Annotated in this window: 21 protein-coding genes and 2 riboswitches; of the genes, 16 read left to right on the forward strand and 5 right to left on the reverse strand. The window is 70.4% G+C overall.

Translation table 11 applies throughout. The annotated features are described in order from the left end of the window. The first annotated feature begins 735 nt into the window (after window positions 1–735). From RFN52_RS28160 to RFN52_RS28180, 5 genes are all read left to right on the forward strand, one after another. Complete coding sequence (locus RFN52_RS28160; protein ID WP_184850195.1) at window positions 736–1,596, forward strand: hypothetical protein; 861 nt, start codon at window positions 736–738, stop codon at window positions 1,594–1,596. A gap of 30 nt (window positions 1,597–1,626) precedes the next feature. Next, window positions 1,627–2,112 carry a hypothetical protein gene (locus RFN52_RS28165; protein WP_184850197.1) on the forward strand — a complete coding sequence of 162 codons (486 nt, stop codon included), beginning with the start codon at window positions 1,627–1,629 and terminating at the stop codon, window positions 2,110–2,112. A gap of 103 nt (window positions 2,113–2,215) precedes the next feature. Next, on the forward strand, window positions 2,216–6,157 hold the full coding sequence (locus RFN52_RS28170; protein WP_311241075.1) for an SGNH/GDSL hydrolase family protein: 3,942 nt from the start codon (window positions 2,216–2,218) through the stop codon (window positions 6,155–6,157). Beyond that, on the forward strand, window positions 6,157–6,930 hold the full coding sequence (locus RFN52_RS28175; RefSeq protein ID WP_184850199.1) for a hypothetical protein: 774 nt from the start codon (window positions 6,157–6,159) through the stop codon (window positions 6,928–6,930). Before RFN52_RS28170 ends, RFN52_RS28175 begins: the two co-directional genes overlap by 1 nt. Window positions 6,931–7,014: 84 nt before the next feature. After that, complete coding sequence (locus RFN52_RS28180) at window positions 7,015–7,755, forward strand: class I SAM-dependent methyltransferase (protein ID WP_184850200.1); 741 nt, start codon at window positions 7,015–7,017, stop codon at window positions 7,753–7,755. A gap of 49 nt (window positions 7,756–7,804) precedes the next feature. Here RFN52_RS28180 and RFN52_RS28185 read toward each other — a convergent pair whose 3' ends face one another. The 4 genes from RFN52_RS28185 to gcvT all read right to left on the reverse strand — a co-directional run bounded on the left by RFN52_RS28185 (window position 7,805) and on the right by gcvT (window position 12,149). Continuing rightward, window positions 7,805–9,187, reverse strand: a complete 1,383-nt coding sequence (locus RFN52_RS28185; RefSeq protein WP_184850202.1) for an L-serine ammonia-lyase — start codon at window positions 9,185–9,187, stop codon at window positions 7,805–7,807. 88 nt (window positions 9,188–9,275) lie between these two features. Further along, window positions 9,276–10,538, reverse strand: a complete 1,263-nt coding sequence (gene glyA / locus RFN52_RS28190; protein ID WP_161365993.1) for a serine hydroxymethyltransferase — start codon at window positions 10,536–10,538, stop codon at window positions 9,276–9,278. 8 nt (window positions 10,539–10,546) lie between these two features. Further along, window positions 10,547–10,924 (reverse strand): glycine cleavage system protein GcvH, encoded by a 378-nt coding sequence (gcvH, locus tag RFN52_RS28195; RefSeq protein WP_184850204.1) that lies wholly within the window; start codon window positions 10,922–10,924, stop codon window positions 10,547–10,549. Window positions 10,925–11,027: 103 nt separating this feature from the next. Continuing rightward, window positions 11,028–12,149, reverse strand: coding sequence for a glycine cleavage system aminomethyltransferase GcvT (gene gcvT, locus RFN52_RS28200; RefSeq protein ID WP_184850206.1), 1,122 nt, complete (start codon window positions 12,147–12,149; stop codon window positions 11,028–11,030). A gap of 38 nt (window positions 12,150–12,187) precedes the next feature. Next, window positions 12,188–12,304, reverse strand: a riboswitch (glycine riboswitch). Next, a riboswitch (glycine riboswitch) is annotated at window positions 12,305–12,405 on the reverse strand. A gap of 222 nt (window positions 12,406–12,627) precedes the next feature. Here gcvT and RFN52_RS28205 point away from each other — a divergent pair. The 9 genes from RFN52_RS28205 (at window position 12,628) to RFN52_RS28245 (ending at window position 23,340) form a co-directional block, all read left to right on the forward strand. Next, a complete protein-coding gene (locus tag RFN52_RS28205; protein ID WP_184850209.1) occupies window positions 12,628–13,293 on the forward strand; it encodes an AAA family ATPase in 666 nt (221 codons plus the stop codon). A 1,154-nt stretch (window positions 13,294–14,447) separates the two neighbouring features. Next, window positions 14,448–15,236 carry an enhanced serine sensitivity protein SseB gene (locus tag RFN52_RS28210; RefSeq protein ID WP_184850211.1) on the forward strand — a complete coding sequence of 263 codons (789 nt, stop codon included), beginning with the start codon at window positions 14,448–14,450 and terminating at the stop codon, window positions 15,234–15,236. Window positions 15,237–15,374: 138 nt separating this feature from the next. Further along, window positions 15,375–16,184 (forward strand): enhanced serine sensitivity protein SseB C-terminal domain-containing protein, encoded by an 810-nt coding sequence (locus RFN52_RS28215; RefSeq protein ID WP_184850213.1) that lies wholly within the window; start codon window positions 15,375–15,377, stop codon window positions 16,182–16,184. 332 nt (window positions 16,185–16,516) lie between these two features. Then, window positions 16,517–17,515, forward strand: coding sequence for an ABC transporter permease (locus RFN52_RS28220; protein ID WP_184850215.1), 999 nt, complete (start codon window positions 16,517–16,519; stop codon window positions 17,513–17,515). An 8-nt stretch (window positions 17,516–17,523) separates the two neighbouring features. Then, entirely contained in the window at window positions 17,524–19,290 is a 1,767-nt protein-coding gene (locus tag RFN52_RS28225) for an ABC transporter substrate-binding protein (RefSeq protein ID WP_184850217.1), read from the forward strand. Window positions 19,291–19,381: 91 nt separating this feature from the next. Then, the gene (locus RFN52_RS28230; RefSeq protein WP_184850219.1) at window positions 19,382–20,392 is read left to right on the forward strand and encodes an ABC transporter permease; all 1,011 of its coding nucleotides are present in this window, start codon (window positions 19,382–19,384) and stop codon (window positions 20,390–20,392) included. Next, window positions 20,389–21,471, forward strand: a complete 1,083-nt coding sequence (locus RFN52_RS28235; protein WP_184850221.1) for an ABC transporter ATP-binding protein — start codon at window positions 20,389–20,391, stop codon at window positions 21,469–21,471. Before RFN52_RS28230 ends, RFN52_RS28235 begins: the two co-directional genes overlap by 4 nt. Next, the gene (locus RFN52_RS28240; RefSeq protein ID WP_184850223.1) at window positions 21,468–22,601 is read left to right on the forward strand and encodes an ABC transporter ATP-binding protein; all 1,134 of its coding nucleotides are present in this window, start codon (window positions 21,468–21,470) and stop codon (window positions 22,599–22,601) included. The genes RFN52_RS28235 and RFN52_RS28240 overlap by 4 nt, the downstream gene beginning before the upstream one ends. Window positions 22,602–22,665: 64 nt before the next feature. Then, window positions 22,666–23,340 (forward strand): trimeric intracellular cation channel family protein, encoded by a 675-nt coding sequence (locus RFN52_RS28245; RefSeq protein WP_184850225.1) that lies wholly within the window; start codon window positions 22,666–22,668, stop codon window positions 23,338–23,340. Here the strand turns inward: RFN52_RS28245 and RFN52_RS28250 are convergent. After that, window positions 23,231–24,466 carry an alpha/beta hydrolase gene (locus RFN52_RS28250; RefSeq protein WP_184850228.1) on the reverse strand — a complete coding sequence of 412 codons (1,236 nt, stop codon included), beginning with the start codon at window positions 24,464–24,466 and terminating at the stop codon, window positions 23,231–23,233. The two genes, RFN52_RS28245 and RFN52_RS28250, sit on opposite strands and share 110 nt — an antisense overlap. Window positions 24,467–24,617: 151 nt before the next feature. Here RFN52_RS28250 and RFN52_RS28255 point away from each other — a divergent pair, with 151 nt between their 5' ends. Both RFN52_RS28255 and RFN52_RS28260 read left to right on the forward strand, forming a co-directional pair. After that, window positions 24,618–25,478 carry a thioesterase family protein gene (locus tag RFN52_RS28255; RefSeq protein ID WP_184850230.1) on the forward strand — a complete coding sequence of 287 codons (861 nt, stop codon included), beginning with the start codon at window positions 24,618–24,620 and terminating at the stop codon, window positions 25,476–25,478. 108 nt (window positions 25,479–25,586) lie between these two features. After that, entirely contained in the window at window positions 25,587–26,018 is a 432-nt protein-coding gene (locus tag RFN52_RS28260) for a hypothetical protein (RefSeq protein WP_184850232.1), read from the forward strand. The last annotated feature ends 122 nt before the right edge of the window (window positions 26,019–26,140 follow it).

The raw sequence follows: 26,140 nt of genomic DNA on the forward strand, positions 1-26,140 counted from the left end.
GGAGAGCCGTCCCGGCTCGTGGCGCTCACAATCGGACCCCATACCTCCAGGGACGACTTTCGGTCGACCTGCATCACACGGTTCACAGGAATCACACAGGTAGCGCGTCGGAATGTGCGCTTTCTTGTGCAACCGCTTCACGCCAGTCGGCGCGTGAGCCCGGCGTAAACCCTTGTTTCGGGCTGCCGGCCTGTGGCTATGGTGACTGCTGTGCTCGGCGGGACATGACCACCCGCTACGGCACGACTTCAGTGAGCGCCCGGGGGAACCGGCGCCGCTACGGGGGAGGGGAGTTCGTCATGCCACGATGCCGGCAGTCGCCTTCGGTGCCGACCCGGGTCCACGTGGGGACGCCGTCCGGAAGCGGATGGGCCAGGGGGAAGATCTCCGACAGCGGCGGCATCGCCCACGTCGGCCGCCGCTGACGGCGGCGTATCGGCCGGCGGCACGCCGGCCGTCCGCAGGGGACTCGCGCGTCGCCGCCCGGGTGCGGGCGGTGCGGATACCGCCCGCTTCCCCGCCCCGCTTCCCTGCTCCGGGCAGCGCAGCGGGTCCTTCCCCCATCACCTCATGAGCCTTCCCCACCCCTCGCCGACTCCCGGTGTCGTCCGACGGGTGGCGGGCCGACCCGGCAAGGCGCGCGCAAGAGCGCATCGCCTCATTCCCACCACAGTGCTGCAAGGACCTGCCGAACGGCCGGCCCGCAAACAGTCCTGACCAGAAAGGAACAGAGACGTGAAGCCGATGACCAAACTGGCCCTGCCGGCCCTCGCCGTGGCCGGCGGGATCCTGGTAGCCGTCGCGGGCACCAGCCTCGCCCAGGGGGATTCCGGAACGCGGGCCGAGACCGCCGCGCCGGTGGCGAAGGCGTTCGTCGGAGACCCGGAGGATCCGGCCACATGGCGGCTGCCCGTGGAGACGTTCGCGCCGACCAAGGCGCAGACGCGCATGGTCGGCGCCACCCGTGACGAGCTGATCGACGCCTGCATGGACGGCAAGGGCTTCCCCGAGTGGACCCCGGCCCCTGATCTCCCGGACCTCGGCGGAACGACTCTGACCGACTGGCGGTACGGCATCCACGACGCCCAAGACGCTCAGGCGCACGGCTACCACCCGGACCCGGCGGCACAGAAGGCGTACGACGACGCCCTCGCCCGGGACAAGTCCGGCGACACCGACCGCGCTGTCCTGCGCTCCTGCGTCGACCAGGCGGACGGCGGTGTTCCCCGCCTCGCCGTGTCCCCCCTGGTCAATCAGATCGGTGGCTACTCCTACCAGACGGCGCGTGAGGCACCCGAAGTGCAGAAGGCGTTCCAGCAGTGGTCGGAGTGCATGAAGACCAAGGGCTTCGCCTACGCCCAGCCGATGGACGCCGCGGAGGACTCCCGCTTCCTCACCGCCGACGAGGCGACCGAGCTGGAGAAGGACACCGCGGTGGCGGATGTCGCGTGCCGGGACAAGGTCCACGTCGAGAAGACGTGGTTCGACGCCGAAGCCCGCATCCAGGAGCAGGAGATCAGCAAGAGCCGAGCGGCACTCGATGAGCAGCTGGCCGGCATCAAGACGGCCGTGGCCAAGGCACGAGCCCTCGACTGACCACCGAACGACGTCAGGAGATCACAGATCATGTCCCATCCGGTCAAGCGGGCCGCAGTCGTCGGTGCCGCCCTCGCCGCCGTGTTCACCATGTCCCCGAACGCCCAGGCGCTGGACGGTGACCACCACAACCTCTACTCCCCGTCCGCATGTGACGATCACTGGAGGTCGGCGTTCTCCTTCCACATCTTCTTCAACTCGAACCTGAAGGGTTCGTACCGCAACATCGGTTACTCCGTCTACGACTTCGGCTCGCTCAAGGCGGGCGCGGGTGACCCCAACCACTACCCCCTGCGGTTCTGCCAGATGGGCGCGTCCGCTCCGTGGCCCGGTTCCAACCAGAAGATCAAGAACAACGCCGCATCCGCGAGGAACGACCACTACAAGTACATCGGCCGCGTCTACTACCGCAGCGGCTACAAGGGCGCGCAGGACGTGCTGAGCCCGAACGAGACCATCGGCAAGTTCTCGAAGGTCTACAACGAGAACGCCTCTTTCAAGTGGACCAGCTCCTGACCGGCATTCGCATGCCGTTCGTCGACCGGCGCGGCCTCCGTGTCCCTGAAGGCCGCGCCGGTATCTCAGTCGTGCTCGACAAGTCCCCATTGGAGGATGGCAGTTGAAAGTTCGCAGACCGGGCCGTGCCGGGATCGCGGGCCTTGCGGCCACCGCGGTCCTGACCGGACTCATACAAGCCGCGCCGGCGTTCGCAGAGACCGGTCCCCCCGACCCGAAGCCGTCCGGGAAGCCGTCGTCCGATCCGCCCACGCGGGTGCCGGATCCCGGGGAGAAGCTGGGGAAGGGCTGGAAGACGTCGGCGGACCGGGCCGTGACCACCGCGGCGGACAGCGGCGGCTTCAAGGTCCTCGTGGCGGACAGCGAGGACGCCTACCGGTGGCGGACCGTCGCCTCGCTGGCGGAGCCCGGCATGCCGGCGGACACGTGGATCGGCAACTCCTGCGTCATGGACCGTGATCACGCCGCGGTCGTGTACGCGCCGCGTACGTTCACGAACAAGCCGGACCTGATGCAGGGCGGTGCGTTCACCGCGGTCGTCGACCTGAAGTCCGGCCGGGTCACGAAGCTGCCGTTCACCGGCTCGCTGGCCTACTTCGACCCGTCGTGCAACCCCGAGACGCGCACGGCCGCGTTCACCGCGTCGCGCGACAGCAAGACCCGGCTCGTCACCGTCGACACCGGCGGCAGGACGACCGGCGACACCACGGTCACGGGGCAGGTGACCTCGGCCGTCCCGGTGAAGGACGGCCTCGTCGCCGCCCACGGCCGTCACCTGGTCCACGTCGACCCCGTGGACCAGAGCCTCCGCAAGCTGGCTGCCGCGGACAGCGTGCCGTTCGACATCCGGCCCACCAGCGAGGGGATCGCCTTCCTCGACCACAGTGGCGGCACGGCGCGCGCCAAGCTGTGGAAGGGCCAGGGCACACCGTCGACGCTCGGCTCGGGGAAGCTCGGCGACCTGGCGCTCGAACAGGGCGCCGAGGGCCGGGCCTTCCTCACCGGCGACACCACGGACGCGAAGCTCACGGGTACCGCGGTGGCGCGCCTGGACGTCCCGGCGGACACGGACGTGTCGAGCCACGGCCGACTGGCCGTCGACCCCGTGCTGATGCCCGGCGTGCGTGCGGGCCTGGACCGGATCGGGAACGCGGGCAAGGGTTTCACCAAGGCCGAACCCTCGTCGCGGGCGCGCACGTCTCAGGACCCCACCGACTCGGATCCCGCGCCGCCGACCGTGACCAGTGTCGCGACCGCGACCGGCGAGAAGATCACCCTGACGCTCGCCGACACCACCAGCGGCACGGGCAAGGAGTCCTTCTCGCCCGCCCTGGGCGCGGCCGGCAAGAGCGGGCGGGCGCCCGAGAGGAGCGGGCGGGCGGCACAGGCGCCCGACCCGCACAATCCGGTCGACACGGACCGCTGGTGCTCCATCCCGCGTAACGACGTCAAGGGACTGGCGCTGCAGCCGACTCCCAACCAGGTCGAGTGGGCCGTCAACATGGCGATCCGCGGCGAGCTGCGCTCGAAGTGGATCAAGCAGGGAGGCTGGCGCGCGGGCCTGGGTACCGTGGACCCGCAGGGCCTGTTCCCGGCCCCGACGCTGAAGGGCAAGACGGGCGCGCGTATCCCCGCCCAGGTGCTGCTGGGCGTACTCGCCCAGGAGTCGAACCTGTGGCAGGCCGAAGGCGGTGCCATCCCCGGCCAGATGGGCAACCCGCAGGCCGCGATCGCGGGCTTCTACGGGCACAAGGGGGAGACGTCCGAGGCGTACTGGAGGATCAACTGGAACCTGTCCGACTGCGGCTACGGGGTCGGCCAGGTCACCGACGGCATGCGCCTCGCCGGCCTGGAGAAGCCCGGTGAGACCTCCCTGCCTCCGGCGAAGCAGAAGGCCGTTGCTCTGGACTACTCGGTCAACATCGCCGCGTCGATGTACATCCTGGCGGACAAGTGGAACCAGGTGCACACCGCCGGGCAGACCATCACCGTCAACAACGACGACCCGTCGAAGCCGGAGAACTGGTTCGCCGCGCTGTGGAACTACAACCTCGGCTTCAACGAGAACAAGGGCGACGGCAAGCCGTGGGGCCTGGGCTGGTACAACAACCCCGCGAACCCGTCCTACCCCGCCTCGCGGCACCCGTTCATGTCCAGCCCGCGTGACGCCGCCAAGCCCCAGAACTGGCCGTACCAGGAGAAGGTGATGGGCTGGTCCGCCTGGTCCATGGACACCGGCTACTCCTACGCCACCGACGGGCGGCAGGACTGGCCCGGCGAGTCCGGGTTCTCCAGCGCCGGTTTCCGGCCGGCCTGGTGGATCAACCCGGGCCAGCGCGACCTGGTCAAGCCGCCTCTGGACGCGTTCTGCAACGCCACCAACAACTGCAACTCCGCCAGCCCGCCGGACTGTCCCGACGCCAAGTGCTACGAGAAGTACTGGTGGCGCGGATCGAACGTGACGTGGAAGAAGAACTGCGACGCCGACTGCGGCAACGAGAGCATCAAGTACGTCACGCTGCGCGAGGAGCCGGGCCGCGGCACGCGGCTGAAGCACGGCACGCCGGAGTGCGGTGCCGCCCCGGCCGGGGCGCTGATCGTGGAGTCCGTCCCGGACAACCTCGACACCCACAGTTCCTGCGGATCCTCGGGCACCGACACAGGGAACTTCCAGTTCACGTTCCATCCCAACCCCGCGGCGACCGGCCCGGGTCTGGGCCCGTACGAGGCCAAGGGAGACCTGCACCAGATCGGTGGTGGGCACGGCGGCCACTTCTGGTACACGCACACCCGTGACGCCGGTCATCTCGGCGGCCCCGGCGGCCGGATGACCATCGACGGCACCTGGACCCTGGACCGCAGCGTCGAGTGGGCCCGCGTCTACGCGCACCTGCCGGACACCGGGGCGCACACCCAGCAGGCCCACTACGTGATCAAGGGAGTCGCGGGCGGTGAGCGCCACCGCTACGTCAACACCCACTTCAGTAAGAACACCTGGGTCGAACTCGGCGTCTACCGCTTCACCGGCACCCCTCGGGTGGAGCTGACGAACACCACCGACGACGGCACCGCGGACGAGGACGTCGCCTGGGACGCCGTCGCCTTCCAGCCGCTGTCGGGCAAGCCGAAGCACATGGTCGTGGCCATGGGCGACTCCTACACCTCCGGTGAAGGTGCCGGGTCCTATTCACCCGAGTCCGACAGGGGCCACGGGAAGAGCAGTTGGAACGCGTGCCGGCGCAGCGACAACTCCTGGCCGCGCAAGATGAAGTTGCCCGGTCAGAGCACCAGCATCGGCGATGTGTCGCACAAGGGAAGTGCCACCGTCAGCTTCCTGGACGTCAGCTGCTCCGGCGCGAAGACCTCGCAGCTGACCCCGGGAGATCCCACACCCTGGGGAGGGATGGGCAACTACCGCGAGAAGAGTCAGATCGACTCCGGAGTCCTCAGCCCGGACACCACGCTGGTCATGCTGACCATCGGCGGCAACGACGGAGACAACTTCACCAAGGCCATCACGGACTGCTACGTCGTCACCTTCGTGTGCGACGCGGACGACTACACGGGCAAAGTCGACCAAGCGGTCCTGGACACAGGGGGCCTGATCGACGCCATCGCGGTCGCCGCGCCGAAGGCACAGATCGTCCTCATGGGCTATCCGCGCCTGGTCAATGACGCGGTGTGCGTGACAGCCGGCAACCAAGCCCTGAACCAGCTGGCCGACCACGTCCGGGACAAGCAGAAAGCCAAGGTGGCCGAGCTGAGCAAGGCCGGGACCAAGGTGGCCTTCGCCGATCCGATACCGGCGTTCCAGGGCCACGGAATCTGTGACAGCGACGAGTGGATCAACCGTGTCGTCGCCGGCCCGAACGGTGACGGCGACTTCCACGACGGCGACCCGGCCAACCAGGTCCCGTGCCTGCCCTGGCCCGGGGAGAACGTCTGTGCCAGCCTGGAGTCGTTCCACCCGAAGAACGCCGGTACCGCGGGCTACGCCCGGGTCATGGAACAGGCACTGGCCGGTATCGGATACAAAGGCAGCTAGTGGGACCTGACACAACCGGCGGTGCGGTGGTCACGGGGCGGGCGAACCGCCTCGTGACCACCGGCTGCCTGACCATGCTGACGGCCTTGATCGTCGTTCTCGGCATCGTCGTCTCCTGGCTGTGGTACCGGGCCTGGCACGACGGGAACGTCAACAGGGAGCGCGACGAGAAGGCGTTCGCCTCCATCGGGAAGCAGGCCCGTGCCACGGCTCACGACACGGCCCGCGCACTCGGCACGAGCGGCACCACCGACGCCGACGCCCTCACCGAGGTGGTCTGGCGGCACACCGAGGCTCCCGTGATCGCCTACGACGCGTCCCGTCGCGAGTTCACCGCCACGGACGCGAGAACCGCCCAGTACGACAACAGGCTCTTGCTCCCCGGTGGCGGGCCCGTCGAGGTGACCCGGTGCTTCGTCTTCACCTACACCTACCGCCCCGGCCAGGCCTGGACGTCGAGGATCTCCGAGCGGGACGACGACGTGTGCCGTCCGGGCACAGAGATCGGCCACAGGGTCCGTCTGGCGCTGCAGCGCATCTCGAGCATGTACGCCGGGGACTTGACGCGCGCCGGGGTACAGAATGCCCTCGACCCCACCGGGCGGGGTTCCTTCGACGTCAAGAGCGTGGTGCGTGAGGGCGACATGACGACCGTCTCCGCCGTCGTGTCGAGTTCGGGGCAGGCGGTCGACCAGTGCTACCGCTTCACCCGGCCCGCCCCGGGCGGCGACGGCCGGGGTCCCGCCACCGCGGTTCCCGCGTCCTCGTGCTGACCCGACGGCGGTGACGCACGGCGAGGGCCGACCAGTGCCCTCATCGTGTTGACCGCCTCCGGCAGTCGGTGCTGGAGTCGGGGGGTGGACAGCATCCCCGCCAACCGGCGGCTCTGGAACCGGATCAGCAGCGCCTACCAGCACGAGCACGACCCGCAGATCGGCGCCGCGCCGCGGCTGTGGGGCATGTACTCCATCCCCGACGCGCACCTGCGGGCCCTTGGTGACGTCACCGGCAAGCGCGTCCTCGAACTCGGCTGCGGCGCCGGACAGTGGTCCAGGGCGCTCGCCGCCGAGGGCGCCACCGTGGTCGGGCTCGACCTGTCCGAGGCCCAACTCGCCGCAGCGTCCCGCGCCATGGGAGCGGCCCGCTACCGGCTGGTGCAAGGCGCCGCCGAACAACTCCCCTTCGCCGCAGACAGCTTCGACCTGGTGTTCTGCGACTTCGGTGGGCTCAGCTGGGCGCCCCCGCACCTGGCCGTCCCACAGGCCGCACGCGTCCTGCGCCGAGGCGGGCGCCTGGTGTTCAACGTCGCCAGCCCATGGTTCGAAGCGTGCTACGACGAAGCCGCCGGCCGCGTGACCACGACGCTGCAGCAGGACTACTTCGGGCTGAACACCATCGCCGAAGACGACGGCGCGACCAGCTATCAGCTCACCTACGGCGACTGGGTCAAGGTCCTGCGCGGCGCGGGTCTCGTCATCGACGACCTCATCGAGCCGCGGCCCGGACCCGGAACACCCAACGGCTACAACGAAACCGACCCGCCCGACTGGGCACACCGCTGGCCGGCGGAACTGCTCTGGGTGACCCACAAACCGTAGGTACCGCCGCGCCGAGACGTGAAGGCACCCCGCGCCGGACAGGAACCCCCTAGCACTCGATGATGTTCACCGCCAGCCCGCCCCGGGCCGTCTCCTTGTACTTCACCGACATGTCCGCGCCGGTGTCCTTCATCGTCTTGATGACCTTGTCCAGGGACACCTTGTGGGAGCCGTCGCCGCGCATGGCCATCCGGGCGGCGGTGACGGCCTTGACCGCGGCCATGCCGTTGCGTTCGATGCAGGGGATCTGGACCAGGCCGCCGACCGGGTCGCAGGTGAGGCCGAGGTTGTGCTCCATGCCGATCTCGGCGGCGTTCTCGACCTGCTCCGGCGAGCCGCCGAGGACCTCGGCCAGGGCCCCCGCGGCCATCGAGCAGGCGGAGCCGACCTCGCCCTGGCAGCCGACCTCGGCGCCGGAGATGGAGGCGTTCTCCTTGAAGAGCATGCCGATGGCGCCCGCGGCGAGCAGGAAGCGGACCACGCCCTCCTCTTTTTCTTCTTCGGAGGCGGAGCCCGCCGCGAAGTTGACGTAGTAGTGCAGGACCGCCGGGATGATGCCGGCGGCGCCGTTGGTGGGGGCGGTGACGACCCGGCCGCCGGCGGCGTTCTCCTCGTTGACCGCCATGGCGTAGAGGGTGATCCACTCCATGGCGAGGGCCAGCGGGTCGCCCTCGGAGCGCAGCTTGCGCGCGGTGTTCGCGGCCCGGCGGCGCACCTTGAGACCGCCCGGCAGGATGCCCTCCTGGGACAGTCCGCGCGCCACGCAGTCCCGCATCACCTGCCAGATCTCCAGCAGCCCCTCGCGGATCTCCTGCTCGGTGCGCCAGGCCCGCTCGTTCTCCAGCATCAGCGCGGAGATGGACAGGCCCGTCTCCTCGGTCAGGCGCAGCAGCTCGTCGCCCGTGCGGAAGGGGTACTTCAGCACGGTGTCGTCGAGCTTGATGCGGTCCGCCCCGACCGCGTCCTCGTCGACGACGAAACCGCCGCCGACCGAGTAGTACGTCTTCGTCAGCAGCTCCGCGCCCGAGGCGTCGTACGCCCACAGCGTCATGCCGTTGGCGTGGTACGGCAGGGCCTTGCGGCGGTGCAGGACCATGTCGTCGTCGAAGGAGAACGCGATCTCGTGCTCGCCGAGCAGGTTCAGCCGCCCGCCGGTCCTGATCGCCTCCACCCGGTCGTCGGCGCTCGTGACGTCCACCGTGCGGGGCGAGTCGCCCTCCAGGCCGAGCAGCACCGCCTTGGGCGTGCCGTGGCCGTGGCCGGTCGCGCCGAGCGAGCCGTACAGCTCCGAGCGGACCGAGGCGACGGACCCCAGGAGCTCCTCGTTGCGCAGCCGCCGGACGAACAGGCCCGCCGCCCGCATCGGGCCGACGGTGTGGGAGCTGGACGGGCCGATGCCGATCGAGAACAGGTCGAAGACCGAGATGGCCACGGGGGAACTCCTGACTACGGGGGTGGTGCAGAGGGGGTGGGTGCCGCGCCCGCTCGTGACGGGCGGCGGCACCCGAAAGGTTTCTTCTTTACTTGTTCAGACCCGGGTACAGCGGGTGCTTGTCGGCCAGGGCCTTCACCCGGGCCTTGAGGGCCTGCGCGTCGTAGGCCGGCTTCAGCGCCTCGGCGATGACGTCCGCGACCTCCGCGAAGTCCTCGGTGCCGAAGCCCCGGGTCGCCAGGGCCGGTGTGCCGATCCGCAGACCGGACGTCACCATCGGCGGACGCGGGTCGTTCGGGATCGCGTTCCGGTTGACGGTGATGCCCACCTCGTGGAGGCGGTCCTCGGCCTGCTGTCCGTCCAGCTCCGAATGGCGCAGGTCGACCAGGACCAGGTGCACGTCCGTGCCGCCGGACAGGACGTCCACGCCCACGGCCCGGACGTCGTCCTTCACCAGACGCTCGGCCAGGATGCGGGCACCGTCCAGCGTACGGCGCTGGCGTTCCTTGAAGTCCTCCGAGGCGGCGACCTTGAAGGCGACAGCCTTGGCGGCGATCACATGCTCCAGCGGGCCGCCCTGCTGACCGGGGAAGACGGCGGAGTTGATCTTCTTGGCCAGTTCGGCCGTGGAGAGGATCACACCGCCGCGGGGGCCGCCGAGGGTCTTGTGGGTCGTGGTGGTGACCACGTGCGCGTGCGGCACCGGGTTGGGGTGCAGCCCGGCCGCTACAAGACCGGCGAAGTGGGCCATGTCGACCATCAGGTACGCGCCGACCTCGTCCGCGATCCGGCGGAACTCCGCGAAGTCCAGCTGCCGCGGGTAGGCCGACCAGCCGGCGACGATCAGCTTCGGCCGGGACTCCTTCGCCAGCCGCTCGACCTCGGCCATGTCGACCCGGCCGTCGTCGCCCACGTGGTAGGCGACGACGTCGTAGAGCTTGCCGGAGAAGTTGATCTTCATGCCGTGGGTCAGGTGCCCGCCGTGCGCGAGGTTCAGACCCATGATGGTGTCGCCCGGCTTGAGCAGCGCGAACATCGCGGCGGCGTTGGCCTGGGCGCCCGAGTGCGGCTGGACGTTGGCGTGCTCGGCGCCGAACAGCTCCTTGATGCGGTCGATCGCGATCTGCTCGACCACGTCGACGTGCTCGCAGCCGCCGTAGTAGCGGCGGCCCGGGTAGCCCTCGGCGTACTTGTTGGTGAGGACCGAGCCCTGCGCCTCCATGACCGCGACCGGAGCGAAGTTCTCCGACGCGATCATCTCCAGCGTGGACTGCTGGCGGTGCAGCTCGGCGTCGACGGCGGCGGCGACCGCCGGGTCGAGCTCGTGCAGGGGTGTGTTCAGGACGGACATACGACTCCTCAGCCCGCGGAGAACGCGGTGTACTCGTCGGCGGAGAGCAGGTCGGCCGGCTCGTCCGAGATCCGCACCTTGAACAGCCAGCCGCCCTCGAAGGGGGCCGAGTTCACCAGCGACGGGTCGTTCACGACGTCCTCGTTGACCTCGGTGACCTCACCGGAGACGGGGGAGTACAGGTCGGACACCGACTTGGTCGACTCCAGCTCGCCGCAGGTCTCGCCGGCGGACACGGAGTCACCGACCTCGGGAAGCTGGACGAACACGACATCGCCGAGCGCGTTGGCCGCGTGCTCCGTGATGCCGACCGTCGAGACGCCGTCCTCGGCGGCCGACAGCCACTCGTGCTCCTTGCTGTAGCGCAGCTCTTTGGGGTTGCTCATGGCCTGGATTCTCCTGTACGCGCGGGAGTGCTGTGGAAGGGGGGACTACTGGTGAGCTGGGACGACGGGCCCGCGGCCGCTGGCGCGGCCCTCCGGCCAGTGTCTACTTCTGGCGCTTGTAGAACGGCAGCGCCACGACCTCGTACGGCTCGTGACTGCCCCGGATGTCCACGCCCACGCCGGCCGAGCCGGGCGTGGCGTGCGTGGCGTCGACGTACGCCATCGCGATCGGCTTGCCGAGGGTGGGGGAGGGGGCTCCGGAGGTGACCTCGCCGATCACCTCGCCGCCGGCGACGACCGCGTACCCGGCGCGCGGCACCCGGCGGCCCTCGGCGACCAGCCCGACCAGCACGCGCGGCGGGTTCTGCTCGGCGCGGGCGGCGGCCTCGCGCAGGGCCTCGCGGCCCACGAAGTCGCCCTCCTTCTCGAACTTCACGACCCGGCCGAGCCCGGCGTCGAAGGGCGTGAGGGAGGTCGACAGCTCGTGCCCGTACAGCGGCATGCCCGCTTCCAGGCGCAGCGTGTCGCGGCAGGACAGCCCGCACGGGACCAGGCCGACGCCCTCGCCGGCCTTGGTCAGGCCCTGCCACAGCTCGACGGCGTGCTCGGGCTTCACGAACAGTTCGAAGCCGTCCTCGCCGGTGTAACCGGTCCGGGCGATCAGGGCCGGGACGCCCGCGACGGTGCCGGGCAGCCCGGCGTAGTACTTCAGGCCGTCGAGGTCGGCGTCGGTCAGGGACTTCAGGATCCCGGGCGACTCCGGTCCCTGGACGGCGATCAGCGCGTAGGCGTCCCGGTCGTCGCGGACCTCGGCGTCGAAGCCGGCGGCGCGCTCGGTCAGCGCGTCCAGGACGACCTGGGCGTTGGAGGCGTTGGCGACCACCATGTACTCGGTCTCGCCAAGGCGGTAGACGATCAGGTCGTCCAGGATGCCGCCGTCGGGGCGGCAGATCATGGTGTAGCGGGCGCGGCCCGGCTTCACGCCGCCGATGTTGCCCACCAGGGCGAAGTCCAGCAGCGTGGCGGCCTGCGGGCCGGTGACGGTGATCTCACCCATGTGGGAGAGGTCGAAGAGGCCGGCCTTCGTGCGCACGGCGATGTGCTCGTCGCGCTCGGAGCCGTAGCGCAGGGGCATGTCCCAGCCGGCGAAGTCGGTCATCGTCGCACCGAGCGAACGATGCAGGGCATCGAGCGCGGTGTGACGGAGTTCTCCTGTACTGCTCACGGTCGGTCGTCTCCCAGGGCAATGACGGGCGAGGTCGTTCCTCCCCATCTGTCATCGGAACCTGAGAGGTTCGCCATGACCGCGCTGGTCCATGGCTTGCACCTTGGGTGGAGCCGGCCTGCCGGGGCAGGGGAGGGCCCGCTTTTCAGATGTGCCTCGCCCGCGCGGTAACGGGGCCTGAGAGATTCAAGGGAGGGACTTGCTCCTTCGGCGCCCCAGCGACAGCTGCTGCTGGGGACTCTCCCGCGCGGATTCAAACGGCCGGTATGCAGTTGGCGCGCACATCATTGCACGCATCCTTCCGGCGCGGCAGGGGGACCTTTCACAGGGAGTGCACGAGTCCCGCCCGCCGGACACGGCGACCTGTAGCAGCCCTGTTGCAGGACGAGAACGTAAATGAGAGGCCTGCGGCATTACCTTCTCTTTACACTCGGCGGGGATGGGACTCCGTACCTGGCCCCAGGGGAGGACGATCACGGTGAACAGGACCACCGCGTACGCGACGACGGGCATCGCGCTGCCCGAGCAGCCGGCCGTTCCGGCCCGGGCGGTCCGCGCCCCGGCGCCGGCACCGGTCGTCCGTGACCTGCGCGACCGCGCCGGCCGCAGCCCGCACGCGCTGCTGTTCGGCCCCCGCGACCTCGTCGTGGTCACGGGCCTGCCCGGCAGCGGCAAGTCCACGCTGATGCGGCGCACCGTGCCGGGCCGGCGCATCGACTCCCAGGACACCCGGGACCGCTGGGCCCGCCGCATGCCGCGCGCCCTGCCCTACGCGCTCTACCGCCCGCTCGTCCGCCTCGCCCACTACGCCGGGCTGCGCCGCGCCCTGCGCACCGGCGAGGGCGTCGTCGTGCACGACTGCGGCACCCAGGCCTGGGTCCGCCGCTGGCTGGCCCGCGAGGCCCGCCGCCGGGGCGGCACGCTCCACCTGCTCCTCCTCGACGTCCCCGCCGAGCAGGCCCTGGCCGGCCAGCGCGACCGGGGCCGCGGCGTCTCGCGCTACGCGTTCCTGCGCCACCGCGCGGCCAGCACCCGCCTCCTGCACGCGGTGGAACGCGGCGACCTCCCCTCGGGCTGCGGCTCGGCCGTCCTCGCCGACCGCGACGCGGCGAACGCGCTCCAGAGAATCGGCTTCACGGGCTGAGGGACCGGGGCGGGGGGAAGGGCAGGGGGAGAGGGCGACGGGGCGGCAGGCTGCTTCTGCGTACCGCAGGGATACCGAGTGCCGGGCTGCTGCCGGGGCGTCGGTTGCCGGGGTGGTGGCTAGGTGACGCCTGCTGCCGGTTGCCGGGGCGCCGGCCAGGTGACGCCTGCCGCCGGTTGCCGGGGCGGTCATGTGACGCCTGCCGCTGGACCCTGGGGGTCGGCTGACGCCTGCCGCTGGACCCCGGGGCCGGCTACGTGACGCCTGCCGCTGGACTCCGGGGCGCCGGACGCTGGAGTGCGGTCACCTGCCATTGATCGTCGGCGACCTGACGCCTGCGGCTGGACCGGGGGCGTCGGCCACCCGGCCGCCGGCCGCCGGGCCGTCGGGCCGCCGGGCCGTCGGGCCGTCGGCCGTCGGGCCGCCGGGCCGTCGGGCACCTGCCATCGGCGACCTGACGCCTTCCCTCGGACAGGGGATGCCGGTTGTCGGGGCGTTGGCCACTGCCATCGGCGACCTGACGCCGGATCGGGCATGCCGGTTGCCGGCTGCCGGGGCGTCGGGCACCTGCCATCGGCGACCTGACGCCTTCCCCCGGACAGGGGATGCCGGTTGTCGGGGCGTTGGCCACTGCCATCGGCGACCTGACGCCGGATCGGGCATGCCGGTTGCCGGCTGCCGGGGCATCGGCCACCTGCCATCGGCCATGTGACGCCTGCCGCTGGACAGGGGACGTCGGCGACCTGACGCCTGCCCGCCGGGCCGGGGCGTCGCCCCCGGGCGCCGGAGCGCGGCCCCCTGCCACCGGTCCCGGACGGCGTTCCCGGACTCAAGAGCCTCCCCCTGCGGTCGTGCACACCGCCTCGTCCGCTGTCCCGGCTCCGGGCCCCGGCCCGGGGGGCGCACGGCCCAGGCGACGGACCCGTCGCAGCCCCGTCCGTCGCAGCCCCTCCGGGCGGAGGCCGGCCCGGGGTCCGCGGTCCGGTCCCGCGCCGGCGGGGCGCCGACCCGGTCCCGCGCCCCGGTCCACGGACCGGCCTCCGCATCCGCCACGCCCTCCCCGTCCCGTCGGGTCCAACACGGCCCTGCCTCCCCGCGTCCCGCAGCCGTTAGCCTTTGAGCCACAGCAGTGGTTCCAGGCAGGCGGTAGGCAGATGGACATCCCGGCGGGCTTCTCCGCGGACTTCCCGGCGCAGACGCAGACCCACCCGCACGGCGGTTGGCCAGGCAACGAGCTGGAGGAGGTGCTCTCGGCCTCCCTCGGCGCCGGACCGGCGGCCGGCGGACGGATCGTCGAGGTGCTAGGCCGCAGCTTCGTGTGGATTCCGCTGCCCAGCGGCGGCGGCCCGCACAGCGGCCCCCTCGACCTGCCCGGCATCGAGATCGACGGCCAGGCGTTCGTGCCGGTGTTCAGCTCCGAGGAGCAGTTCCGCCAGGTCGTCGGCTCCCACATGTCGTACACCATCGCGCCCGCCGTGGAGTTCGCCCGCGGTCTGCCCCCGCACGCGGGCATCGCCGTCAACCCGGGTGGCGTGGTCGGCATCCCGCTCCCGCCGCCCGCGGTGGCCGAGCTGTGCCGGGCCGGCCGGACCCCGCTGGACGGCCCGGCGAGCGGCGGCCGGGTCCGCCTCTTCGAGCCGGACTGGCAGGAGGACCCGGTGGACTTCCTCGCCGCCGCCTCCGCGGAGTTCGAGGCGACCGGTGTCGTCGTCACGGCCCGCCGCTGCCTCGCGGCCATCGAGACCGCCGCCCCCGTGATGTTCGTCGGCGTCGAACTCTCCCAGTGGGAAGGCGACCTGCGCGCCCTCCCCCTGGACGCCCTCACCCGCGCAGTCAGCGCCGTCCCGGCCCCCTGGCCGGTCAACCTCGTCCTCCTGGACGTGGCAGAGGACCCGGTGGGCGCCTGGATGCGGGACCGGGTCCGGCCCTTTTTCCAGCGGTAGGGCAGCCCACTCAGGGGCGCGAGGAACGGCGCGATCAACCACACACGACCCGCACTCGCCCGACGGCGTCAATCCCCGGGCTCCCCTGCGGGCTTAAGCTAGGGCACCGTCGAGGCGTTGTACGAAGGGGCGGTAAAGGTGAGCGCGAGCGGCACGGCCGCGGCCGGACAGGTCGAGCACATGCTGCGCCAGGTCACGCCCGGGCGTTACGACGCCTACGAGGCTCTCCTGCGCGCGCTCGCGACCCCGCACACCGGCCAGATCTGGATGCTCCTGTGGCACGGCCAGGCCGGTTCCCCGGACGCCCAGTACGGGAACATGGACGTCGACGGCTTCGGCTACGCCCCTTGCGTGACCTCCGCCCAGGAGCTCTCCGCCAGCGGCTGGAACCGCTCCTACGAGGTGGTCGACGGCGTCGACGTCGCCCGTGCGCTCTACCCCGACCACTACGGCCTCTGGCTGAACCCGCACGCCCCCGGCGGCGGCGTCGGGATCCCCTGGCTCGATCTGCGCCGGATCGCCACCGGCCTGGACCGCCAGCCCGCGGGCCCCCTGCGGCTGTCCGAACCGGCCATCGAGATCCCGCAGTTCTACGCCCTGCTCGCGCAGAACGCCCACCGCACCCCGGCGGTCCGCTCGCTGCGCCGCGCCTGGGTGCAGCCCGCGCTCGGGGCGCCGTACCTCGCCATCGGACTGGACGTGTACGACACCTCGCCGCCGGCCGTGGACTCCGTGCGCGCGATGATGCAGCAGTCCCTCGGCGCCGTGCCGGACGGGCTCCCCGTGTCGACCGTCGCCATGTCCGACGAGCACGACCCGGTCGCGATGTGGCTGCGCGCGACAGCGCGCCCCTTCTACGACCGCGAGGCCCACGCCACCGCCCCCGTCCAGGCCCCGGCCGCCCCGGCCTCCGGCTACGGATACCCCCCGGCCCAAGGCCGGTACTGACCGGCCGGAAAACGCCCTCCGCGGCCTCTCCCGAACGCGACAATCACTCTGCTCTCCGCGCGTAGATAGAGGGAGATTGATCGCTTATGCCCTAAAATACCCCTGTCCTCACGTGTCCGACCCCTGCTACCCGCTGTCCGGATAACGGAACCTCGCAGACAGCATCACGTTTACGCATCCTTTCACCGCCAAGTCTGGCAACTGATCGCCAAAGCGTTGAAGACTCCCCGCAAGACACGGGCCGGGTCGGTCGCGTGTACGAGACAAACAAAACCGCTACAGCGGCAGCCAGGGGCTCGGCGATCGCCGGCCCGAGAGGGGTCAATCGCACCGTGACCGCACCGATCGAGACCACCGGGGCGGAAGCCGGAGCACAGCCCGAGGCCGTGCTCTCCGGGGTCAAGAAGAGCCAGATCGAAGGGCGCTCGCTCAGTCAGATCGCCTGGATGCGCTTCAAGCGGGACAAGGTGGCGATGGCGGGAGGCGTCGTCGTCATCCTGCTCACGCTGATGGCGGTGTTCTCCAAGCCGATCCAGTGGATCTTCAACCTCGATCCCAACAAGTTCAACCAGGACCTCATCGACCCCGCGCTGCTCGCCCCCAAGGGCGGCTGGGGAGGCATGAGTTGGGACCACCCGCTCGGCGTGGACCCCCAGTACGGCCGGGACATGCTCGCCCGCATCATCGACGGTTCCTGGGTCTCCCTGCTGGTCGCGGGCGGCGCCACGCTGCTGTCCGTGTGCATCGGCACCGTGCTCGGTGTCGTCGCCGGCTACTACGGCGGATGGATCGACAGCGTCATCAGCAGGCTGATGGACACCTTCCTGGCCTTCCCCCTGCTGCTGTTCGCCATCTCGATCTCCGCCGCGGTGCAGGACGGGTTCTTCGGCCTCGAAGGCCTGCCGCTGCGCATCTGCGTGCTGATCTTCGTGATCGGCTTCTTCAGCTGGCCGTACATCGGCCGCATCGTGCGCGCCCAGACGATGACCCTGCGCAAGCGGGAGTTCATCGAGGCCGCCACGAGCCTCGGGGCGCGCGGTCCGTACGTCCTGTTCCGGGAGCTCCTCCCGAACCTCGTCGCACCGATCCTCGTCTACGCGACGCTGATCATCCCGACGAACATCCTGTTCGAGGCCGCGCTGAGCTTCCTCGGCGTCGGTATCGCTCCGCCGCAGGCCTCCTGGGGCGGCATGCTCAGCAACGCTGTGGATCTCTACACGGCTGATCCGCAGTACATGTTCGTGCCCGGACTGGCGATCTTCATCACCGTCCTGGCCTTCAACCTGCTGGGTGACGGGCTGCGTGACGCCCTCGACCCTCGCAGCAAGTGATCCATCGAATGAGGGGGCTTCCTCAGGTGAAGACGAGAAGGGTGACCGCCGGCGTTGCGTCGGTCCTGGCACTGTCGCTGGGTGCTGCCGCGTGCGGCGGCGGCGGTGACGACAACGACGGGGGAGGCAGCGGCAAGAAGGACGCCGCGCTGAACTCGATCGTCAACGCGTCGGACAAGAAGGGAGGGACGGCCACGTACGAGCACTCGGACGTGCCGGACTCCCTCGACCCGGGCAACACGTACTACGGCTGGGTCCAGAACTTCTCCCGCCTCTACGGCCGGACGCTCACCACGTTCAAGCCAGCGGCGGGCAAGGAGGGCCTGGAGGTCGTTCCGGACCTCGCCGAGGGCCTCGGCAAGTCCAGCCCGGACGCCAAGACCTGGACGTACAAGCTGCGTGCGGGTGTGAAGTTCCAGGACGGCACCCCGGTGACGTCCAAGGACGTGAAGTACGCCATCGAGCGCTCCAACTTCGCGCCCGAGGCGCTCTCCAACGGCCCGACCTACTTCAAGGCGTACCTTGAGGGCGGCGACAAGTACAAGGGCCCCTACAAGGACAAGTCCGCCGAGGGCATCAAGTCCATCGAGACGCCGGACGACCGGACGATCGTCTTCAAGCTGAAGCAGCCGTTCGCCGACTTCGACTACCTGGCGACGTTCTCGCAGACGGCCCCCGTGCCGAAGGCGAAGGACACCGGTGCGAAGTACGTCCAGGCCATCCAGTCCTCCGGCCCGTACCAGTTCGAGTCCTACGAGGAGGGCCGCGGCGCCACCCTCGTGCGCAACCCGCAGTGGGACGCCAAGACGGACCCGATCCGCAAGGCCCTGCCGGACAAGATCACGATCAAGTTCAAGGTCAACCCGGTCACGGTCGACAACAACCTGATCTCGGACAAGATCACGGCTGACGCGGCCGGCACGGGTGTGCAGCCGCAGACCCAGCCGAAGGTGCTGCGCGGCAAGCTCGCCGACCAGACCGACAGCTCCTACGCGGGCGCGACGCAGTACATCGCGCTCAACGTGAACGTGAAGCCGTTCGACAACGCCGACTGCCGCAAGGCCGTGCAGTGGGGCCTCGACAAGCAGTCGGTGCTCGACGCCATGGGCGGTTCCCCGAAGGGCGACGTGGCGACCACGCTGCTGCCGCCGTCGGTGAACGGCTACACCAAGTTCGACACCTACGCGACCGAGGGTCACAAGGGTGACGTCGCCAAGGCCAAGGCGGCGCTGAAGGCGTGCGGCAAGCCGAACGGCTTCAACACGATCCTGACGGCCCGCTCCGACCGCCCCGCCGAGATCGCGGCGGCGACCGCCACCCAGGCGTCGCTGAAGAAGATCGGCATCAACGTCGAGATCAAGCAGTTCCCCTCCGGCAAGTACTTCTCCAACTTCGCCGGTGTCCCGAGCTACGTCCACGACAACAAGCTCGGCATGCTCTCGATGGCGTGGGGCGCCGACTGGCCGACCGGCTACGGCTTCCTCGACCAGATCGTCAACGGCGCTGCCATCAAGCCCTCGGGCGGCAACAACCTGATGGAGCTGGACGACCCGAAGATCAACAAGGCCCTGACGGACGCGATCGCCAACACCGACGACGCGGCCCGCACCAAGGCCTGGGGTGAAATCGACAAGATGGTGCTCGACAACGCCTCGGTCGTCCCGCTGATCTACCGCAAGAACCTGCTGCTCCGGCCGACGTCCGCGACGAACGTCACGGTCACGCAGGCCTACCTCGGCATGTACGACTACCTGCTGATGAGCTCCTCGAAGTAAGTCAGCAGGCCGGATCCTTTCGAAAGGCAGGTGAAGGCACCGGGTGGCCGCGGCGGACGACCCCGCCGCGGCCACCCGGGGCCGTACAGCTGTGGCTGCGTACATCCTCCGACGCGTCATGGGCGCCGTGCTGTTGCTGCTGGTGGTCAGCGCAGTCACTTTCGCCATCTTCTTCCTGGTGCCCCGCCTCGGGGGCCAGACGGCCGACCAGTTGGCCACCCAGTACGTCGGCAAGGACGCGAACCCCGAGTCCGTCGCCGCGATCAAGCAGAACCTGGGGCTGGATCTGCCCGTCTACGAGCAGTACTGGAACTTCATCAAGGGCATCGTGGTGGGCGCCGACTACAAGTTCGGGCCTGACGCGACGCACTGCGACGCACCCTGCTTCGGGTACTCCTTCAAGAACCACGTCGAGGTGTGGCCCCAGCTCCTGGAGCGGATCCCCGTCTCCCTTTCGCTGGCCGTCGGTGCCGCGGTGATCTGGGTGGTCTTCGGTGTCCTGACCGGCGTTGTCTCGGCGCTGCGCAAGGGCAAGCCGATCGACCGCGCCGCCATGTTCATCGCCCTCGCCGGCGTCTCGCTCCCGATCTTCTTCACCGGCCAGATCCTGCTCGCGCTCTTCGTCTACGAGATCCCGATCTGGGACAGCGTCGACTACGTCCCGTTCACCGAGAACCCCGCCGACTGGGCCTGGCACCTGGTGCTGCCCTGGGTCAGCCTCGCCTTCCTCTTCTCCGCGCTCTACGCCCGGCTCACCCGGGCGGGCATGCTGGAGACGATGAGCGAGGACTACATCAGAACGGCCAGGGCCAAGGGCCTGACGGAGACCACGGTCGTGGCCAAGCACGGCCTGCGCTCCGCGCTCACCCCGATCGTCACGATCTTCGGCATGGACTTCGGCATCCTCATCGGCTCCGCGGTGCTCACGGAGACCGTCTTCTCGCTCCAGGGCATCGGTGCCTACGCCATCCAGTCCATCCAGACGAACGACCTGCCGATCATCATGGGCGTGACCATGGTCGCCGCGTTCTTCATCGTCTTCTGCAATCTGATCGTCGACCTGGTGTACGCAGCCATCGACCCCCGGGTGAGGTACTCGTGAGCAAGCTCGACAAAGCCGCGCTCGGCGAACCGGACTCCACCGCCCCGTCCGTCCCGGACGACGTGTTCCTGTCCGTCCGTGATCTGCGCATCCACTTCGACACCGACGACGGCCTGGTCAAGTCCGTCGACGGCGTCAGCTTCGACGTGCGCAAGGGCAAGACCCTGGGCATCGTGGGCGAGTCCGGCTCCGGCAAGTCGGTGACCTCGCTCGGCGTGATGGGCCTGCACCGCTCGGCGCGCGCCAAGGTCTCCGGCGAGGTCTGGCTGGACGGCCAGGAGCTGATCGGGGCCGACCCCGACGACGTACGGCGGCTGCGCGGCCGGAAGATGGCCATGATCTTCCAGGACCCGCTGTCGGCGATGCACCCCTACTACTCGGTGGGGCACCAGATCGTCGAGGCGTACCGCGTCCACCACGACGTCAGCAAGAAGGCCGCCAAGCAGCGGGCGATCGAGATGCTCGACCGCGTCGGCATCCCCGAGCCCGCCAAGCGCGTCGACGGCTACCCGCACGAGTTCTCCGGCGGTATGCGCCAGCGCGCCATGATCGCCATGTCGCTGGTGAACAACCCCGAGCTGCTCATCGCGGACGAGCCGACCACCGCCCTGGACGTCACCGTGCAGGCGCAGATCCTCGACCTGATCCGGGACCTGCAGAAGGAGTTCGGCTCCGCGGTCATCATGATCACCCACGACCTGGGCGTGGTCGCCGAGATGGCCGACGACCTGCTGGTCATGTACGGCGGCCGGTGCGTGGAGCGCGGCCCGGCCGAGGACGTGTTCTCCGAGCCCCGCCACCCCTACACCTGGGGCCTGCTCGGCTCGATGCCGCGACTGGACCGCGAGGAGACCGACCGGCTCATCCCGATCAAGGGTGCGCCGCCCTCCCTCATCAACCTCCCGTCCGGCTGCGCCTTCCACCCGCGCTGCCCGTACGCGGACATCCCGAAGGACAACGTCACCCGCACGGTCCGCCCCGAGCTGACCGAGGTCGGCGGCTCGCACTGGGCCGCCTGCCACATGACGCAGGAGCAGCGGGAGCGTATCTGGACCGAAGAGATTGCGCCGAAGCTGTGAGCGACGACAAAACGGTGAGCACACCGGACACGAGCGGGAGCACCCTCACCAAGGGCACCACCGCCGACGGCGAGGTCCTGCTGAAGGTGACCGGCCTTCAGAAGCACTTCCCGATCCGCAAGGGCCTGCTCCAGCGGCAGACCGGCGCGGTGCGTGCCGTCGACGGCATCGACTTCGAGGTGCGCAAGGGCGAGACGCTCGGCGTCGTCGGTGAGTCGGGCTGCGGCAAGTCCACCATGGGCCGGCTGATCACCCGCCTGCTCGAACCGACCGGCGGACGGGTCGAGTTCGAGGGCCAGGACATCACGCACCTGAAGACCGGCGAGCTGCGCCCGATGCGCCGCGACGTGCAGATGATCTTCCAGGACCCGTACTCCTCGCTGAACCCGCGCCACACCATCGGCACGATCGTCAGCGCCCCCTTCCGGCTCCAGGGCGTCAACCCCGAGGGAGGCGTGAAGAAGGAGGTCCAGCGGCTGCTGTCGGTGGTCGGTCTCAACCCCGAGCACTACAACCGCTACCCGCACGAGTTCTCCGGCGGCCAGCGCCAGCGCATCGGCATCGCCCGCGCGCTCGCGCTCAACCCCAAGCTGGTCGTGGCGGACGAGCCGGTCTCCGCGCTGGACGTGTCGATCCAGGCGCAGGTGGTGAACCTGCTGGACGACCTCCAGGAGGAGCTGGGCCTGACGTATGTGATCATCGCGCACGACCTGTCGGTGGTCCGGCACGTCTCCGACCGGATCGCGGTGATGTACCTCGGCAAGATCGTCGAGCTGGCCGACCGCGACAAGCTGTACAAGTCGCCCATGCACCCGTACTCCAAGGCGCTGCTGTCGGCCGTGCCGGTCCCGGATCCCAAGCGCCGGGGCGTCAAGAGCGAGCGCATCCTGCTCAAGGGCGACGTGCCCTCGCCGATCGCCCCGCCGAGCGGCTGCCGCTTCCACACCCGGTGCTGGAAGGCGACGGAGATCTGCAAGACGACCGAGCCGCCGCTCAAGGAGCTGCGGGCCGGGCAGCAGGTCGCCTGTCACCACCCGGAGAACTTCGAGGACCAGCAGCCGCAGGACACCAAGCTGCTGTCCTCGGCCAAGGAGGCGGCCGGCAACGCCGCCACCCCCGTGGAGAAGTGACCCACCACGAGCCCCCGCCCTCGCACATCAGGGCGGGGGCTCACCCGTGGGGGAAAATGCCCGTGTGCTCCAGCAACTCTTCAGCCCGTCCGTCCAGCACACGCTCGACCTGATCGGCATCTTCGTCTTCGCGATCTCCGGCGCCCTGCTGGCCGTGCGCAAGAACTTCGACGTGTTCGGCATGGCCGTCCTTGCCGAGGTCACCGCGCTGGGCGGCGGGCTCTTCCGGGACCTGGTCATCGGAGCCGTACCGCCCGCGGCCTTCACGGACCTGGGGTACTTCCTCACCCCGCTGCTCGCCACCCTCCTGGTCTTCTTCCTGCATCCCCAGGTCGAGCGCATCCAGGTCGCGGTGAACGTCTTCGACGCGGCCGGCCTCGGCCTGTTCTGCGTCGCCGGCACGATCAAGGCGTACGAGTACGGGCTCGGCCTGACCGCCTCCGCCGGTCTGGGGCTGACCACCGCCGTGGGCGGCGGCGTGCTGCGGGACGTGCTCGCCAACGAGGTCCCCTCACTGCTGCGCTGGGACCGGGACCTGTACGCGGTCCCGGCGATCGTGGGCTCCGCCCTGGTCGCCCTGTGCATCCGCTACGACGTCCTGAACCCGCTCACCAGCTCTCTCGCGGTGATCACCGCCTTCGTACTGCGTCTGCTCGCGATGCGGTACCACTGGCGAGCTCCGCGGGCGTGGCACCGGCGTTCGACGGTGAGCGAGGAGGAGCAGCCCGTCCTGCCGTGACGGGCCGGGCGCCCATCTGCTGGGTCAGCCAGCGGAACACCGGGACCACCTGCGGCCGCCACAGCGCCATGTTGTGACCGCCCGCGCTCTTCGGGATGTACACCACGTGCACGGTCGTCGGGGCCTTCGCGGCCTGCTCCAGGGCCACGGCGGCCTCGTAGCCGTCGTGCGGCTGGCCGGAGAGGTACAGCGCGACGCGCGGCGGGACGGGCGACCTGCGCAGCATCAGATACGGGTTGTTCTCGGTGCGCAGGGCGGGGCTCTGCGCGGTGAGCGAGTCGCGTTCGCCGATCGGGTCGTTGTAGCCGGACAGGCCGGCGGCCGCCCGGTAGCGGCCGGGGTGGGCGATGGCGAGCCGGGCCGCGCAGTGCGCCCCGGCCGAGTAGCCGGCGACGGCCCAGCCCCGCGGGGCGGACTGGGCGCGGAAGTTGTCCATGACCATCCTCGGCACGTCGACGCTGAGCCAGGTGTCGGCGTTGACCGTGCCCGGGATGTCGGCACAGCCGGTGTCCACCCCGGCCAGCAGGTTGGTGCGGGGCGCGACCAGGATGAACGGGGCCACCCGGCCGTCACGCATCAGCGGCTCCAACTGCTCGTGCGCGTGCAGCGAGCCGAACCATGCCTTCGCCGAACCGGGGTAGCCGGGCAGCAGTTCCACGACCGGGAACCGGTAGTGCCGGTAGGCCGGTTCGCGGTACTGGGGCGGCAGCCAGACGTAGACCTCGGCGTTCACCCCCGACACCCGGCCCCGCAGCTGGGTCACCCGCACCCCGCCGGCCGCGCTCATCCCGGGTCCGGTGGCCGGCGCGAAGGTCTGCCGCACCTTGGGCAGCTTCGTGAGCGCGATGCCGCCGGTACCGTCGGCGCCCAGGTCGGCGGCCTGCTGCACATGGTCGCCGGTGCCGAGCAGGTCGGCCCAGTTGTCGTACAGGTCGTTGGCGTTGTTGACCAGTGTGAAGACCAGGGCCACGGCCGTCCCCTGCGCGAACAGCAGCATCAGCGCCCGGGCCGCGGTGCGCAGGGCCCGGGGCCCGCGGATGCGCGACCAGAGGACCAGCGGAGTGACGAGGGCGGCGACGGACAACACGACCAGCGTGCAGAGAAACGGTGTCCCGGTGAGGCTCATGCCCCTACAGAGGCCGGGACCGGTTCCCGGGTTTACGGACGAGTCGGACACTTACCGAGAAATTGCCCGTGTCTCACCAAGGCGTGACCCGGGCGGCGCCTGGCCAGCGGCAAAGCTACCGCTTAGTAGCAACATCTTGTACTGTTCAGCCATGTCAGAAGCAGCCACCGCCCCGGCCACCCGGGCCACGATCGGCGACAGCGAGTTCGACCGCGACACCGCGCTCACCCGCCGCGCACCCGGCGTCTACGACATCGACCTCTCCGCCGGCTGGACGATCATCAGCGCCGTCAACGGCGGCTACCTGCTGGCCGTCCTGGGCCGCGCCCTCGCGGACGCCCTGCCGCACGCCGACCCCTTCACGATCTCGGCGCACTACCTGACCGCGTCCCAGCCCGGCCCGGCGGTCGTCCGCACGGACGTCGTCCGCACCGGCCGCACCCTGTCGACCGGCCAGGCCTCCCTCTTCCAGTACGACGACGAGGGCCGCGAGGTGGAACGCATCCGCGTGCTGGCCTCCTACGGCGACCTGGACACCCTGCCCGACGACGTCCGTACGACGGCCCGGCCCCCCGCGATCCCGCCCATGGAGCACTGCTTCGGCCCGCAGGACGGGCCCGCCCCCGTCGACGGCAGCTCGGCCATCGCGGACCGGCTCATGCTCAAGCTCGACCCCTCGACCCTGGGCTGGGCCCTCGGGCAGCCCTCGGGCAAGGGCGAGATGCGGGCCTGGTTCGGCCTCGCCGACGGCCGTGAACCCGACCCGCTCTCCCTGCTGCTCGCGGTGGACGCGCTGCCGCCCACCGCCTTCGAGATCGGGCTGAAGGGCTGGGTCCCCACGGTCGAGCTGACCGTGCACGTGCGCTGCCGTCCGGCGCCGGGTCCCCTGCGGGTGTCGATCACCACGCGCAACCTCGCCGGCGGCTTCCTGGAGGAGGACGCCGAGGTGTGGGACAGCGCGGACCGGCTGGTCGCGCAGTCCCGGCAGCTGGCGCGGGTCCGGCTGGGCTGAACTTTGCCCCGCTGACAGGCGGGTCACAGGGCGGCCCCAAGGGAGGCCTAAGCGGGGTTGGTTGGGTTCTCGCCTCAGGACTTTTCCACCCTCCCTGGAGTGTTTCCCATGAAGCGTGCGCGTCTCCTTCCCGCCGTGGCCCTGCTGGCGCTCTCGCCCCTGGCCCTGGCGGCCTGCGGGTCGGGTGACTCCTCGTCGTCCTCGGGCAGCGGGGGCGGGTCCGGGCAGCAGCAGGCCTGCCGGGCGCCGTCGGGAGCGGCGGCCTCCGGCGCCCCGTCCGGTGCTCCGTCCGGTGCCCCTTCCGGTGCTCCGTCCGGCGCACCCTCCGGAGCTCCCTCGGGTGCCGCCTCCGCGGGGGCCAAGCCCACGGGCACGCCGTCCGGGGCTCCTTCGGGGATGCCCAGCGGCGCGCCGGGGGGCGGCCAGGGCGGTCAGGGTGGTCCCGGTGGCGGCCCGGGTGGCGGCTGCGGCGGCCCGGGTGGCGGTGGCGGTGGTCAGGCCGCGGGCGGGCAGGGGCAGCAGTCGCAGAAGGAGCAGTAGGCGTGCGGAAGGTACGGAAGGAGCAGTAGGCGTACGGAAGGCCCGGGTCCGCCCGGGCACGGCAGGGGCGGCGCGTCCGGCGAACGGGCGCGCCGCCCCTGCGCGTTGTACGGGTGCGCGTG

The sequence above is a fragment of the Streptomyces collinus genome, assembly GCF_031348265.1.
Taxonomy (GTDB): Bacteria; Actinomycetota; Actinomycetes; order Streptomycetales; family Streptomycetaceae; genus Streptomyces; species Streptomyces collinus.

Excerpts from the sequence above, each read along its gene's own strand:
- RFN52_RS28260 (WP_184850232.1), top strand. The coding sequence starts at position 25,587 with ATGAAGCGTGCGCGTCTCCTTCCCGCCGTGGCCCTGCTGGCGCTCTCG.
- RFN52_RS28250 (WP_184850228.1), bottom strand. The coding sequence starts at position 24,466 with ATGAGCCTCACCGGGACACCGTTTCTCTGCACGCTGGTCGTGTTGTCC.
- RFN52_RS28255 (WP_184850230.1), top strand. The coding sequence starts at position 24,618 with ATGTCAGAAGCAGCCACCGCCCCGGCCACCCGGGCCACGATCGGCGAC.
- RFN52_RS28165 (WP_184850197.1), top strand. The coding sequence starts at position 1,627 with ATGTCCCATCCGGTCAAGCGGGCCGCAGTCGTCGGTGCCGCCCTCGCC.
- glyA (WP_161365993.1), bottom strand. The coding sequence starts at position 10,538 with ATGTCCGTCCTGAACACACCCCTGCACGAGCTCGACCCGGCGGTCGCC.
- gcvH (WP_184850204.1), bottom strand. The coding sequence starts at position 10,924 with ATGAGCAACCCCAAAGAGCTGCGCTACAGCAAGGAGCACGAGTGGCTG.
- RFN52_RS28210 (WP_184850211.1), top strand. The coding sequence starts at position 14,448 with ATGGACATCCCGGCGGGCTTCTCCGCGGACTTCCCGGCGCAGACGCAG.
- RFN52_RS28225 (WP_184850217.1), top strand. The coding sequence starts at position 17,524 with ATGAGGGGGCTTCCTCAGGTGAAGACGAGAAGGGTGACCGCCGGCGTT.